The 14,977-nt window shown below is 68.9% G+C and carries 10 protein-coding genes; all 10 read right to left on the bottom strand.

Features of this window, described 5'->3' with window-relative positions:
- Positions 1-2 precede the first annotated feature (2 nt).
- Positions 3-4,475: a glutamate synthase large subunit gene (gltB, locus tag OVA13_RS13445; protein WP_267790972.1), complete on the bottom strand. Its 4,473-nt coding sequence runs from the start codon at positions 4,473-4,475 to the stop codon at positions 3-5.
- A gap of 297 nt (positions 4,476-4,772) precedes the next feature.
- Positions 4,773-5,138 (bottom strand): I78 family peptidase inhibitor, encoded by a 366-nt coding sequence (locus tag OVA13_RS13440; RefSeq protein ID WP_267790971.1) that lies wholly within the window; start codon positions 5,136-5,138, stop codon positions 4,773-4,775.
- A 74-nt stretch (positions 5,139-5,212) separates the two neighbouring features.
- Positions 5,213-5,539: an I78 family peptidase inhibitor gene (locus OVA13_RS13435; RefSeq protein ID WP_267790970.1), complete on the bottom strand. Its 327-nt coding sequence runs from the start codon at positions 5,537-5,539 to the stop codon at positions 5,213-5,215.
- A 57-nt stretch (positions 5,540-5,596) separates the two neighbouring features.
- On the bottom strand, positions 5,597-7,426 hold the full coding sequence (locus tag OVA13_RS13430; RefSeq protein ID WP_267790969.1) for a carboxypeptidase regulatory-like domain-containing protein: 1,830 nt from the start codon (positions 7,424-7,426) through the stop codon (positions 5,597-5,599).
- The gene (locus OVA13_RS13425; RefSeq protein WP_267790968.1) at positions 7,423-9,615 is read right to left on the bottom strand and encodes a hypothetical protein; all 2,193 of its coding nucleotides are present in this window, start codon (positions 9,613-9,615) and stop codon (positions 7,423-7,425) included. The genes OVA13_RS13430 and OVA13_RS13425 overlap by 4 nt, the downstream gene beginning before the upstream one ends.
- A complete protein-coding gene (locus OVA13_RS13420; protein ID WP_267790967.1) occupies positions 9,612-10,781 on the bottom strand; it encodes an N-terminal double-transmembrane domain-containing protein in 1,170 nt (389 codons plus the stop codon). Before OVA13_RS13420 ends, OVA13_RS13425 begins: the two co-directional genes overlap by 4 nt.
- Positions 10,778-11,674: a DUF58 domain-containing protein gene (locus OVA13_RS13415; protein WP_267790966.1), complete on the bottom strand. Its 897-nt coding sequence runs from the start codon at positions 11,672-11,674 to the stop codon at positions 10,778-10,780. Before OVA13_RS13415 ends, OVA13_RS13420 begins: the two co-directional genes overlap by 4 nt.
- Positions 11,675-11,687: 13 nt before the next feature.
- On the bottom strand, positions 11,688-12,683 hold the full coding sequence (locus OVA13_RS13410) for an AAA family ATPase (protein WP_267790965.1): 996 nt from the start codon (positions 12,681-12,683) through the stop codon (positions 11,688-11,690).
- Between the two features lie 100 nt (positions 12,684-12,783).
- Entirely contained in the window at positions 12,784-13,452 is a 669-nt protein-coding gene (locus tag OVA13_RS13405; protein WP_267790964.1) for a DUF4159 domain-containing protein, read from the bottom strand.
- Positions 13,453-13,642: 190 nt separating this feature from the next.
- Positions 13,643-14,977 carry a TldD/PmbA family protein gene (locus tag OVA13_RS13400; RefSeq protein WP_267790963.1) on the bottom strand — a complete coding sequence of 445 codons (1,335 nt, stop codon included), beginning with the start codon at positions 14,975-14,977 and terminating at the stop codon, positions 13,643-13,645.

Here is a 14,977-nt window from a genome sequence, read left to right as displayed (position 1 = left end):
ATTCATGCCGCGCGCCTCAAGGTCTCGTTCAACGAATCGATGCTCGCCGCCTTCGGCTTCACCAGCCAGAACTTGCCCACGTAGTCGCGGAACTCGTCCAGGATCTGCTGCGCCCAGATGCTGCCGGTCAGTTCGCGGTGGCGGCTGATCAGCGTGTGCAGGTGCTGGCGGTGGCTTTCGAAGCCTTCCGGGCTGATGCGGTGGATGTCGATCAGCTCGTGGTTGTAGCGGTCGACGAAATCGCGGTCCAGGTCCAGCACATAGGCCAGCCCGCCGGTGAAGCCGGCGCCGAAGTTCAGGCCCACCTTGCCCAGCACCAGCACGATGCCGTCGGTCATGTATTCGCAGCAGTGGTCGCCGGCGCCTTCGATGACGGCTAGTGCGCCGGAGTTGCGCACCGCGAAGCGTTCGCCCGCCCGCCCGGCGGCGAACAGTTCGCCACCGGTCGCGCCGTACAGGCAGGTATTGCCGATGATCGGCGTGTTGCGCGCCTCGAAGCGAGCGCCGCGTGGCGGACGCACGACCAGCCGCCCGCCCGCCATGCCCTTGCCGACGTAGTCGTTGGCTTCGCCTTCCAGCTCCAGCAGCAGGCCGCCGGCGTTGAAGGCGCCGAAGCTCTGGCCGGCGCTGCCGCGGAAGCGCAGGTTCAACGGCGCATCGTTCATGCCGTGGTTGCCGTGATGGCGCGCGATGGCCCCTGACAGGCGCGTGCCGATGCTGCGGTCGGTGTTGTGGATCAGGAAGCGGTGGTCGCCGCCGCTCTTCTTCCTGATCGGCTCGGCCAGCAGGCCGTCGAGCTGGGTGGCCAGGCTGTCGGGCGATTCGTACAGGCGTTGCGCCGCGCAGCTGCTGCTGTCGAACTGCGCGCCCTTCAGCAGGCGCGACAGGTCGATGTTGACGCCTTCGCGCGGCGACACGTCGATCTGCTGCAGCAGGTCGGTGCGGCCGATGATCTCGTCCAGCGACGTCGCGCCCAGGTAGGACAGCCACTGACGCACTTCCTCGCTGAGCAGGCGGAAGAAGTTCTCCACGCGCTCGGGCAGGCCGGTGAAGTACTGCGTGCGCAGACGCTCGTCCTGCGTGGCCACGCCGGTGGCGCAGTTGTTGAGGTGGCAGATGCGCAGGTACTTGCAGCCCAGCACGATCATCGGACCGGTGCCGAAACCGAAGCTGTCGGCGCCCAGCAGCGCGGCCTTCACCACGTCCAGGCCGGTCTTCAGGCCGCCATCTGTCTGCAGCACCGCGCGGTCGCGCAGCTGGTTTGTGACCAGCGCCTGGTGCGCTTCGGCCACGCCCAGTTCCCACGGCACGCCGGCATAGCGGATGGAACTGATCGGGCTGGCGCCCGTGCCGCCATCGTGTCCGGAGATGGTGATCAGGTCCGCACCGGCCTTCACGACACCGGCGGCGATGGTGCCGACGCCCGCGTGCGACACCAGCTTCACCGAGACCAGCGCGGTGGGGTTGACCTGCTTGAGGTCGTAGATCAGCTGGGCGAGGTCTTCGATCGAATAGATGTCGTGGTGCGGCGGCGGCGAGATCAGGCCGATGCCCGGCTTGGCATAGCGCAGCCGGGCGATCAGTTCATTGACCTTGTGGCCGGGCAGCTGGCCGCCTTCGCCGGGCTTGGCGCCTTGCGCGACCTTGATCTGCAGTACTTCGGCGTTGACCAGGTATTCCGGCGTCACGCCGAAACGGCCCGACGCCACCTGCTTGATCTTGCTGCGCTTCTCCGTGCCGTAGCGCGCGGGATCTTCGCCGCCTTCGCCGGAATTGCTGCGGCCACCCAGGCGGTTCATCGCGATGGCCAGCGCTTCATGGGCTTCCGGCGACAACGCGCCCAGGCTGATCGCGGCGGTGTCGAAGCGGCGCAGCAGGTCGGCGGCATCGGCAACGTCATCCAGCGGCGTCGGCGTGTCGGCCTTCTTCAGCTGCAGCAGGTCGCGCAATGCCGAAGGCGGACGCGAATTCACCACATCGGCATAGGCCTGCCAGTCGCGGGCGTCGCCGGTGCGCGTGGCGCGCTGCAAGGTCATCACCACGTCCGGGTTGTACATGTGGTATTCGCCACCGTGCACGTATTTCAGCAGGCCGCCGACTTCCGGCGCCTCGCGGTCGTTCCAGGCGCGCGCTTCCAACTGGCGGGCCTCGATGTCCAGCCGTTCGAAGCCGACCCCGCCGATGCGCGATGGCGTTTCGGCGAAGCACAGCTCCACCACGTCGGGATCCAGGCCGACGATCTCGAACAGCTGCGCGCCGCGGTAGCTGCTGATGGTGCAGATGCCCATCTTCGAGATGATCTTCGACAGGCCCTTGTAGACGCCCTTGCGGTAGCTGCGGCCGATCTGTGCCTGTTCGCCACCCTTCTTCAGTTGCAGGATGCCGCGCCGGCCCAGGTCGAACAGCGTCTGGTACGCCAGGTACGGGTACACGGCGGTGGCGCCATAGCCGATCAGGCAGGCGATGTGGTGCGGGTCGCGCGCGGTGCCGGTCTCGACGATCAGGTTGACATCGCAGCGCAGGCCTTCGCGGCACAGGTGGTGGTGCACCGCGCCGGTGGCCATCAATGCATGGATCATCGGCCGGCCCTGCTGCGGGCGGCGGTCGCTCAGCACGACCATGACGATGCCTTCGCGCGCGGCCTGGGCGACTTCCGCGCAGATGCGTTCGATGCCGGCCTTCAGGCCTTCCTCGACGCTGTAGGACAGATCCACGTAGCGGTGCTTCTGGTCGTACGGCGCCATCCTGACGATCTGTCGCAGCTTGCGCTGGCTGAGCACCGGCGAGTTCAGGATGATGTGGTTCACCGTCTCCGGGCCGGCATGGAAGATGTTGGTTTCCTTGCCCAGCTGCGTGGTCAGCGACATCACGCAGTCTTCGCGCAGCGGATCGATCGGCGGGTTGGTGACCTGCGCGAATCCCTGGCGGAAATAGTCGTAGAGCGGACGCGTCTGCCGGCTGAGTACCGCCATCGGCGTGTCATCGCCCATCGAGCCGGTGGCTTCCTGCTCGGTCTCGGCCAGCGGACGCAGCACGCCCTCGACCTCCTCCGAGGTCAGCTGGAACAGCTTGTGGTAGCCACGCAGCGTCTTCTCGTCGAACGGTGCATCGGTCAGCGACGGATCGATCAGTTCGGTCTGCAGGTAGGTGACGCCCTGGTGCAGCCACTGCTTGTACGGCGCGCGACCGCGGTTGATGCGATCCACTGCCTCGCTGTCGAGCAGATCGCCGCGCTTCAGGTCGATCGCCATCATCTCGCCGGGCCCCAGCTTGCCCTTGCGGGTAACGCGCTCGGCCGGCACTTCCCACACGCCTGCTTCGGATGCGACCAGGAAATGGCGGTCGCTGGTCAGCATCCAGCGCGCGGGACGCAGGCCGTTGCGGTCGAGCATGCACGCGGCATAGCGGCCGTCGCAGGCGACGATGCCGGCCGGGCCGTCCCACGGTTCGGTGTTGAGGCCGTAGAACTCGTAGAACGCGGCGAGGTCGGCGTCCTTGAATTCCAGCGACTGCGTCGCCGGCGGCACCAGGATGCGCAGCGCCTGGATCAGGTCCATGCCGCCGGCGACCAGCAGTTCCAGCATGTTGTCCAGGCTCTGCGAATCCGAGCCATGCATGGAGATGACCGGGTCGAATTCGGCGATGTCGAAGCGCGGCGTCTTCCACACCTTGCTGCGGGCCTGCGCCCAGCGGCGGTTGCCCTCGATGGTGTTGATCTCGCCGTTGTGCGCCAGCAGGCGGAACGGGTGGGCCAGCGGCCAGCGCGGCAGCGTGTTGGTGGAGAAGCGCTGGTGGAAGACGATCGCGCTGCTGGCCAGGTCGTTGCGCTGCAGATCGCTGAAGAACACCGGCAACTTGTCGGGCAGCACCATGCCCTTGTAGCCGATGCCGTGCGGCGACAGCGTGACCACGTAGAAATCGGGAACGCTGGTGCGCAACAACTGTTCGGCGCGGCGACGCGCCAGGAACAGCGCCAGCCCGAAAGCTTCATCGTTCTGCTGGTCCCCCGCATCGACGAACAGCTGCTCGATGCGCGGCAGCGTGTCCTTGGCCAGCTGGCCGCAGACGGCATCGTTGGTCGGCGGCACGCGCCAGCCCTTTACCGTCACGCCGGTGCGGAACAGTTCGCCCTCCAGCGTGGCGCGGCACTGCGCGGCCAATGCTTCGTCGCGCGGCAGGAACACCAGCCCCGATGCATAACGAACACCCAGCGCGATGTTCGCTTCATCGGCCAGTGCGCGCAGGAAGACGTCGGGTTTGCGGATCAGCAGGCCGCAGCCGTCACCGGTAAGGCCGTCGGCGGCCACGCCGCCGCGATGGGTCATCCGCGAAAGCGCGGCGATCGCGGTATCGACCAGGGCACGCGACGGCTGGTCGTCGAGCTGTGCGACCATGCCGAAACCACATGCATCGCGTTCGTCGGCGGGATCGTACAGTCCCGTGTGACGGCTGCCTTGGCGGCTGCGAGGGGCCATCTGAAACCTCAGACACTCAGTGACGGCGACACCGTGCCCTGCCCGCGCAGCGGCACTTCGAAATGTCACCGGAATCCCGACTTAAACATAGTTGTTGCGGTGCCGCAACCGACGCCGGCACAGGCGGTTTGTTGGTTACAGAAGCAACTTTCCAGCGATCGCTGCCGCAGGCGGAATGCTGTCGACAGCGGTATGCGATTGGTGTGCTCGACGAAGCCCACACGCGTTGCATCGACGCAAAAAAATGCCCGCATCCGGGGATGTGGGCATCGGACACAGCGGCGATCGCGATCGCGGTCAACCGCAGTTGACGGAACCCACCACGCCTTTCTCGTCGAGGATCACGTTGAGACGGTTCGGATTGAAATCCATCGTCGCCGCGTCACCGGGCTTGAGGCTGCGCACGCTTTCGGACTTGCTGTCGGTCCGCGCCTGCTCGATGTCCTTCTCGGTCGGCGTCTTGCCGATGATCCACTGCGCCTGCGTATCGTCGCAGCTGCCGGCCAGTTCGGTGGCGGGCGGCGCGGTGGGGGCGGGCGCGGCGGCCTCGGCGGCGGCGGCCTGGGATTGCTCGGTGGCCGCGACCTGCTCGTCAGGCTCGGGTGCGGAGCACGCGGCCAAGGTGAACGTCAGCAGCAGGGCGGGCAACGCCTTGTGGATCATGCGGAACTCCGAGTGTGAGGTGATGGGCCAAGCATTGCCCATCACACATTCGCAAGTCGTTAACCAGCGCACGATCAGCCGCAGGTGATCCTGGTGATGACGTTCTTCGCATCGAGTTCGACATTCACCCGGTCCGGGCGATAGTCGCGCGTCACCGCCTGGTTGGGGCCGATGGGCCGGATCAGCCCGGCGCCACTTTCGCGCCACACGCGACCCATCGTCGCCTGCACGCCTTCCTGGCCGATGGCCCACTGCACCTTGTCGGCGGCGCAGGTACCGGAGCCGCCCACCTTGGGGGGCGCGGCCTCGGTGACCGGCGCGCTGGCGGTGCAGGCGGACAACATCAACGCGAACCCTGACAGCACCAGCAGCGGGGTGATCGCAGAACGCTTGGCAGGCATGGGGCGGACTCCGTCAGCGGGAAGGTGAGCCGAGCGTACGCCAGTCCACCGCCGCGGTCATGTGGCCGCGGCACGTCCCCGGCGGCTGCGTTCCAGCCACCACAGCAGGCCCGTCAACGCCAGCCATGCGAGGAACCACGGCACGCTGGCACCGCGCGCGCCCTCGGTGTTCGATCGCGTCGTGCCGCCTTCGCCGACAAGCGGCAGGGTCTGCTCGCGCAGCGTGCTGGCCTGCAGGCCCCGCGCCTCATCCGCCGCGCGGACAGGGAAAGGCCACGAGGCTTCGCCCGATGTCAGCACATGCCAGCCGGCGTGGCCTGGCCAGTAACCGGCGCAGCGGGCCACGCCGGTCGCCGGATCGACCAGCAACCGTGTCCGTTTGCCGTCGGGTGCGACGACCCACGCGTCGTCGCCGACGCCGCACAGCGATGTCCGCTGCTGCACGCGCGCATCCGCCGGCAACGCCGGGGAAGGGGTGCCGGTGCTCCGCGCCAGCGTGGCGAAGGCCTGCGACCAGAGTTCGCCATGCCGCTCGCCGTGTCCGGACAGCGCGAGCCGATAGGTGTCCACGGGCAGCCACGCCGCCACGCGCCCGCGGCCTTCCGTGCGCCAGTACGCCACCGCGCGGCCTTCCGCATCGGACAGCAGGGGCAGGGCGTCGGCCGCCTGTATGCGGACGGTCTGGCGGGTCAAGGCCGGCAGTCCTGCGCTGACGGCTTCGCTGTCGACGGGCGCATCGGCAGTGCCGCTGCCCCGCCGTGCACGCCACGCCTCATCGTCGGCGGCCGTGCGCCCCAGCTGGAATGGCGCCTCGTCGCTGCCCGCGCCGAGCTGCAATCCCAGGAAGCGTCGCGTGTTTGCAGGCACGGCGCCGGTCACGCGCAGCATCACGCCCATGCCGTCGCGTACCGCGTTGGCCACGGCGTCACGCTGGGCTTCACCCAGCGCGGCGGCGCTGCGCTCGTCCAGCACCACCAGATCGAAACGGCGCAACGTGTCGGCGTTCATCGGCAGCGGTGCGTCGCCGAGTTGCAGGCCACCGCCCAGGCTGATCTGCAGGTGCAGGGGAATGCCCGCGTCGGTGGCCCAGCGGCGCAGGTATTTCAGTTCCGCATTGGGTGCACCGGCCAGCACCCAGACCCGCGGCGGCGGGTCCACCTGCGTCCACACCGGCAACGCCAGCGACTCGACCGGCTGCCGGCGCGCATCCGCCACGTGCACGGTGAAGCTCGCGGGTCCCGGCACGCGGCTGGTGCCGGTGAGCATGAAGTCTCCCGTCGCGTTCGCCGCGGTGGCGTCGATGCGCTGTCCGGCCGGATCGCGCAGTTCGATGCGTGCCTGAGGCACGCCTTCCACGCGTCCGCTGACGGTGAACACGACGCCGGGCGCCACCCGCGCCACCGGATCCAGCCGTGCCACCCCACGCGGCAGCGGTGCCGCGGTAAAGGCCAGCGTGCGCCCGCCCACCGCATCGAGATCACGCGCTTCAAGGCCTGCGCCGATCACGTGCAGGCGACGCACGCCGGGTTGGCGTCGCAGCGCGGTGGCCAGATCCGGCATGCGTTCGGCGCCGGCCAGCGCGGGCGCTTCGGGCAGCGCGATGCGATGTTCGCCCTGCAGGGCCGCCGGCATGGCCACCGCGTCCGCGCGCGCGGTCAACACCACGAGCGTGCCGTCGGTGGCCGCCTGGCGCGGCGGCAGCAGGGTGAAGTAGAGGAGCAGGGCGCACAGCGGCTGCAACAGGAACAGCGCAGCCATCCGCCAGCCCGCACTGCGCGCCCCGGCCGGCGCGCGCGCCTGCCAGTAGGCCAGACGGGCCCAGGCCAGCACGACGCCCGCGGACAGGAGCACGGCCAGCAGCAATGGAAGCATTGCAGGCAGGTTCATCGCACCGGCTCCCCGCGCAAGGCATCCAGATAGCGCTGGCCTGCCGCATCCGGCGCATCGCGGCGCGGTACCTGGGCCGGCGGTTGCGGCAGGGCCGACCACAACAGCGCGCGCAGGCGCTGGCGGCAGGCGTGGCAGGCGGGGTCGTTGCGCACGGTATCGATGGCGGCGAACAGGTCCAGCGCATCCGGCACCCGTGCTTCGTTCTGGCGCAACCAGCGCTGCAGGGCATCCAGGTCGGCGCTCGCCGTGCTGCCGGGGGCATCGGCCAGCGTGCGCCATGCCTGCGCCGGCGCGCTGTCGGTGTCGTCGCCGGTCCGCGTGATCTCGCCCAGGCTGCGGTTGGCCAGCCCGGCGCGATCACCACCCATGCGGCGGTTCTCGTCGATCGGCGGCAGTTCGGGACCCACGCGCGCCAGATAGATGCGCGTGGCCTGCTGGACCTGCTTGATGTAGTCCAGTGCCTTGTAGGCGTAGGGCAGGGCCTTGTCGGGCTGGCCCTGGCGCAGGTGCAGTTCCGACTGCCACATCTGGTCGAGTGCCTTCTTCAGGGTGTCGCGTGTTTCCGGATCGAGCAGCGTCGCCGCTTCGGCATGGTCGTGGGTGTGGCCATAGGCCTCCAGCACGTTGGCTTCGCGGCCGAACGCGGCACCGGTGGCGCTGGTGGCCTGATCGTGGTCGTGGCCGTCGTCGGCCTTCGGGGTTTCCTGCGTGTGATCGTGGCCGTCATCGTCCGTGTGGCCGTCGCCGTCGTTGGTCGGCGGCGGTTGCGGTTCGCCCTCGGCCTCTTCGCCGAGGAACTGGCCATAGCGCAGCCGCAGGATGCGCTGGTCCACGCCGATCTCGTCGGAACGCGTGACGAAGCGTTCCTCCGCCAAGCGGCGGCGCTGCTTCTGCAGGGCTTCGGCGTCGATGATGATCTGTCGCTGGCTGCGGAAATACGCCGGCATCACTTTCTTGACCAGCCCTTCCAGGCCGGTGCTTTCCTCGCCCAGGTCGGCGGGCCAGCGCAGGATCAGGCCAGGACTCTGCGCCAGCTGCGGGGAGGGCGAACGGGTGTCGCGCACGCTGAGTTGCGCGATCAGGTCATCGCCCACCGCCATGCCCAGCGCTGCCAGGTCCAGCGATGCGCTGAAGCGGCGCGCGGTCGCCGGCCCGCTGCCCCGCAAGGTGATCGTCTGCTCGGTGAATGCGATGTTCTCTCCGCTGCCCTTGGCGAGCGTCAGTTTCAGCAGTGCAGCGGGTGCGATGCCGTAGTCATCGCTGGCTTCGAACGCCAGCGCCCAGCGCGATTGCCCCGCGGTGACCAGGCTGAGGCCGCGATCCGGCGCCAGCACCTTCACCTGCGGCGGGCGGTCGGCGATGGCGTCCAGCCGGCGCAGCTTCGATGGCGGCTGGCCTTCGGTACCGCTGGCGACCACGCGGTACAGCGTCGACTTCACCAGCGTGTGCGCGGCGCTCCACGCGTCGCCTTGGCGCACCAGCGCGATGCGCTGGCCGTCGTGGAACACCAGGGCGGCGGCGCTGGGTTGCGGATCGAAGCGCAGCGCCCACGCCAGCCGCGTGCCTGCCGGTGCCTTGGCGTCCAGCGTGGACTCGTAGCGGGCAGGCAGCCCGGTATAGGCCGGAGGCGCCACGTGCAGCCGCTGCGCGACCAGGCGCGGAACACCGGGAACCGTTGGCGCGGGTTCGTCGCTCGGTGCCAGCACCCCTGCATCGGGCACGCGCGTTGGCCACATCAATGCGGCGGATGCGATCACCAGCGCCACCAGCCAGCCGGCAGCGATCCGCGACCCCGGCCACGATGCACGCAGATCGGGTGCCGCTTGCGCCTGCAGGCGCTGCTGCACGCGTGCCAGCTGCAGGTGCTGCAGCGGGCCGAGCGAGGCAGCGGGTGCGAACAGCAGGTCCGCGCTGTCATCCAGGTCCTTGCGTCGTGCATTGAGCTGCTGCACCAGCCAGACCTGGTCGAACCGCCTTGTGCCGCTCCACGCCGCCGCGGCGACCAGCGCCACGCCCGCCAGCCCTGCGGCGATGGCGATGGCCGGCGTCATGAAGCGCCACGCCAGCAACGCCAGCGCCACGGGCAGGGCGGACCACGCAAGCACATGGCCCGTCATCGCATGACGGCGTGCCTGCCGCAGGCGTCCCAGGGCGGAATTCAACGCACTCACGGAAGGCCCGCTCACGGTGTCACGCCCCGCTGCCGACGCGTCGCGAACCACCGCTCCACCAGCACCAGCAGGGCGACCAGCAGCGCCAGCCAGGGTTGCAGGTCGCGCGGTGCGGCCGCATACGGCGCCGCGCCGGTGCGTGGCGCGTAGTCGGTCGCCAGCACACGCGTGGGCGGTGGTGCGGGATCGGAAAGCAACGCGCGAAGGCGGTGCGGGAACGTGGGTTCCAGCAGTTCCGGCATGGCGGCCGGATCCAGCGCGCGCGTGAAGCGCAGCGCGCGGCCCGTGCCGATACGCGTGGATTCCACCAGGGCATTGCCGCGCGCATCGCGCCAGGCCACGGTGGTCGCCGGCGCCGCGCCCTCGATACGGGTCTTCTCGCCGAGCAACGCCGTGCCGCCCGCACTGATCCACTGACGGACCGGTGCGGGCAGGGCGCCGGGTGCCAGCCACACCAAGCGATGTTTCGAAGAGGGGAGCGGCTGGTCACCCGTGCCGACGGTGATGGCCGGCGACGACGCGCCCGATGCCGGCGCCCACGCCTGTGCCGCCGCGCGCAGGTAGCGCAGGCCGGCTTCATCACCGGGCGCGTGCCTCACCGCGAGGACTGGCGGCGGTGACGAAGGGGCGGCATCCGCGCGCATCGCGCCCACCACCACCTTCCACGTGACGTCGCGCGACAGCAGGGGCCGTTGCGCATCCGCGCCTTGCAGGGTCGCCGGCACCAGCACGGTCAGCGCCGTGCCTGCCGGCAAGGTGGCATCCAGCTCGCGCAACAGGCTGCCGATCGGCACCCCGTCCGCGGGGCGCGCTTCGTCCAGTTGCGGGAATCCCGGCGCCAGCCAGTGCAGGCGCACGTTGTCCTGTGTCGCGTAGGCGGCGGCTTCGGTTGGCGCGACACCCGGCACCGCCACGACCCACGGGGCGTCGTTTTCCATGCCTGACAACACCGGGCGCGCCAGCCACAGGGCGAGCAGTGCCAGCAGCAGCAGGCGCAACAGCAGCAGCGGCCATTCGTCGAAGCGGATGCGGTGGCGCGGCTTGGGCTTCTGCCGCAGCCAGCGCAGCGCGGCGAAGTCGGTGTGCTTCTGCTCGTGCCGTCGCGCCAGATGCAGCAGCAACGGCAACAGCAGGGCGGCGAAGGCGGCAAGGCCCGCGGGTAGCAGGAACGCCAGGCTCATGCGTACTCCGCCGCGTCGCGGGCGCCGAACAGCCGCCGCAACGGCAGGTCGAGCGGCTGGTCCAGCACGTAACGCGCACGGCGGATGCCGCTGGCGTCCAACCGTGCGTCGAGCACGCGCTGTGCCGCGTCGAAGCGCTGCAGATACTCCGCGCGCAGGGTCGGGCCATCGCCCAGCAGTTCCTCGCCGCTTTCCGGATCGCGGAACCGGTGCCCACCCGTGAAGGGAAAGTCGCGCTCCTCCACCGTCAGCAGCTGGATCGCCAGCACTTCGCGTCGCGCCGAGGCCAGCCGTTCGGCCAGCGCCGCCACGCCATCGTCGAACCAGTCGCTCAGCACCACCACCAGGTCACCGGCGCCGATCCGTTCCCACAGCGGTGCGATCTTGCCGGCCGGTGGAAATCCTCCCTGCGGCCGCAGCGCGTGCAGTTCCAGCAGCAGGCGGTCGCGCTGGCGCGCACCATGCCCCGGCGCGATCAGGTGCAGGCCATCGCCGTGCAACGCCATCAGGCCGAACCGGTCACCCTGCTTGAGCGCCAGCTCGGCAAGGCAGGCCGCCAGCACCTTGGCCGCATCGAAGCGCGACCAGCCCGGACGCGCGCCATCCTGCTGCGCCATTGACGCCGTGGCATCCAGCACGATCCACGCCGTCAGCGGACTTTCGCGCTCGGCCTCGCGGACGAAGAAGCGGTCCGAGCGCGCATACAGCTTCCAGTCGATCTGCCGCAGCTCGTCGCCGGGTTCGTATGCGCGGTACTGCGCGAACTCCAGCCCGGCACCGCGGCTGCGGCTGTGGTGCAGGCCGATCCCCTGCGTGCCGATGGCACGGCGTGCCGTCAGCCGCAGGTCCTTCAACCGGCTGCGCACGTCGGCGGGGATCAGGTCGTGGGACACCGCGCGGCGTCGCTCAGGCGCCGGGGAACGGCACGCCGCGCAGCAGGGCGGCGATCACGTCGTCGGCACTCTTCTGCTCGGCCTCGGCGGCGAAGGACAGCAGCAGGCGGTGACGCATCACCGGTGCGGCCAGGGCGGCGATGTCCTCGCGCGTCGCGGCCAGACGGCCGTGCAGCAGCGCACGCGCCTTCGCGGCAAGCACCAGCGATTGCCCGGCGCGCGGACCGGCGCCCCAGCGCACGTACTTGCGCACGTCCTCGGGCACGCCGTCGGCCGGACGGCTGGAGCGGACCAGGCGGGTGATCCAGCGCAGCAGGTCTTCGCCGACGTGCACGTCGCGCACGCGCGCCTGCAGGGCGAGCACCTCCTCGCCGTCCATCACCCGCGGCACGTCGCCGCCGGCGCGGCCGGTGGTCTGCGCCAGGATGTCGTGCTCTTCCTGCTCGCTGGGATAGTCCACGCGGATGTGCAGCAGGAAACGGTCCAGCTGTGCTTCCGGCAGCGGGTAGGTGCCGGCCTGCTCCAGCGGGTTCTGCGTGGCCAGCACGAAGAACGGCGAGGGCAGCGCATGCGTGGTGCCTGCGTAGCTGACGGTGCGTTCCTGCATCGCCTCCAGCAGCGCGGCCTGAGTCTTGGGTGGCGTGCGGTTGAGTTCGTCGGCCAGCAGCAGGTTGGTGAAGATCGGGCCCGGCTGGAACCGGAAATGGCGATGGCCGGTGCCGTGGTCCTCTTCCAGCAGCTCGGTGCCCAGGATGTCGCTGGGCATCAGGTCGGGGGTGAACTGCACGCGGCGGAACTGCAGGTGCAGCGCCTGGCCCAGCGAGCGCACCAGCAGCGTCTTGCCCAGGCCGGGCACGCCTTCGAGCAGGCAGTGGCCACCGGCCAGCAGGCCGATCAGCAACTGCTCGACCACGTCCTGCTGGCCGACGATGGCCTGGCCGATGGCGGCACGGAGTTCGCCCAGGCGGGCGAGTTGTTGCTGCAGCTCGGATTCGGTGATGGCGTTCATTCGGATTCCGTCGAGGGTGTAGAGCGGAGCGTGCTCCGCTGTCTTTTTGAACGTGTCGCGAAAATCAGCGGAGCAGGCTCCGCTCTACGTGTGGCAGGCATCATGTCGTCAGCGCATAGATCACGAGATTGACGCCGAACTTGGTGTTGTCCTCGGCCAGGAAGCGCTTGTTGCGCCAGTCGTAGTCCCACTCGCAGCCGTAGTCCTTGTTGCTGTAGAGCACGCCGAGGCGGCCGTTGATCTCGATGCCCTGCAGGTATTCGTGCACCAGGTCGTCGCCCCAGCCGTTGAGTTCGAAGCTGGTGGCCGGCGGGCCGTCGAACTTGAAGAAACTCCGGTAGATGGCATGCGTGTTCGGCAGTTTCTTCATCGCCTTCGCACCGAAGATCGACGCCATCTGCGCTTCGAACGACTTGGCGAACAGGCCGTCGATGTCGTGGTTGCAGTCGTCCACGAACACGAAGCCGCCATTGCGCACGTACCGTTCGAAGTTGCGCCGCTCGGCCGGGTTGAATTCCACCAGCTTGTGCCCGGCCAGGTAGCAGAACGGTGCCGTCAGCATGCGCGGGTCGGACAGCGCCAGCACGTGCTCCTTCGGGTCCACGCGCAGGGTGGTGTAGTCGATCAGCGACGTGATCAGGTTGGACGGCATGCGCGCGTCCACGTCCCAGTCGCCGGAGTCGTACTTCAGGCGCGTGAACCAGAAGTCGTAGGCGCCGGCGGCGCGTGCTTGCCGGGGCAATGCCGCCGTCACCATGCCGCCGAGCATCAGGTGCAGGAATTGTGCTCGCGTTAGCCGGGAGTGGAGCAAAGCCGGGAGTCTCTGAGAGCCCCTCTCCCGGCGGGAGAGGGGTTGGGGTGAGGGGCGATGGAGTCCTGACGGTTCAGGCATCATGGGACTGCGCTCGCCCCTCATCCGCCCTTCGGGCACCTTCTCCCGAGGGGAGAAGGAGAAAGCGTTACACCGCGTCCGACAGCGACGTGAACGTGAAGTCGCGCAGCTTCATCGGCGGGATCATCATCACGAAGCTGGACTCGTCGCCGGCCACGCGCACCGGCTTGCCGAGCTCTTCGATGTTGTTGAGCATGATCACCGGCGATTCGTTGAAGCGGAAATTCTTCACCGGGTACTTGATCTGCCCGTTCTCGATGTAGAACGTGCCGTCGCGGGTCAGGCCGGTCAGCAGCACGGTCTGCGGGTCCACCATGCGGATGTACCACGTGCGCGTGACCAGGATGCCCTTCTGCGTGCCCTTCACCAGGTCCGCGGTGGACTTGGTGCCGCCGGCCACCAGCAGGTTGCCTGGCGAACCGATCGCACGCTTGCCCTGCTTCTGTGCCCAGAAGCGCGAGTACTCCAGGTTGACCACCTTGCCGTTCTCGACGATGGGCATCTTCTCGCGCGGCAGGCCTTCGCTGTCCCACGGCATCACCGCGGCATCCGGGTGCCACGGGTCGGCGCTGATGTTCACGCGCGGATCGTAGACCTGCTCGCCCAGCTTGTTGCCGCCGCCCTTCTTGGACAGGAAGCTGCGGCCCTCATCGGCCTGGCGCGCATCGAAGAAGTTCATCATGAAGGAGATCAGGCCCGCGGCCGCGGCCGGTTCCAGGATCACCGTGTACTTGCCCGGTTCCAGCGCCTTGGCTTCCGCCGACTCGCTGGCCTTGCGCATCGCCGTGCGGATGTCGCTGTCCGCCTTGAAGTCGCTGGCGTCCTTCAGGTTGCGGCCGACCCAGCCGGAACCGCGGCCGTCCTCGGTGCGCACCGTGCAGGTGTAGTTGAACGCGGTCGCCTTCTGGTAGCCGAAGTTGCCCTTGCTGTTGGCGAAGGCGACGAAGCTCTGGCCGTCTTCCAGGAAGCCGGCGGCGATCAGCTTCTCCGCCTTGCACGGGCCGATGGAATCGGCGGCCACCTGCGCGCGGAACTCGGGCGTGATGGCGGCGGTGGATTCGCTGAAGGTCGGCGAGGCCTTGTAGGTCTGCTTCTCGACGGCTGGCATGAACTCCGGATTCTCCGGCGCCAGCCGCGCCAGGTCTTCGGCACGCCGGACCACGCGCTCCAGCGAAGCGTCGTCGAACTCGTTGATGGTGGCCACGCCGGTGCGCTTGCCGAACGCCACCTGTACGGCCAGGTCGGTGTTGCTGACGATGCCGCTGGTGGAGACGTTGTTCAGCGCGAAGCGGATGTTGCCGTCGACCGATCCGGTGAGGGACGCGGTGCATTCATCGGCCTTGGACAGCTTGATGACCTTGTCCAGGATGGCCTTGGCCTGCTCTTCGGTGAGGATGCTCAT

The sequence above is a fragment of the Pseudoxanthomonas sp. SL93 genome, from assembly GCF_026625825.1.
Lineage (GTDB): Bacteria > Pseudomonadota > Gammaproteobacteria > Xanthomonadales > Xanthomonadaceae > Pseudoxanthomonas_A.
The sequence above is the reverse complement of the archived record's forward strand: the minus strand, read 5'-3'. Positions and strand labels throughout refer to the sequence as shown.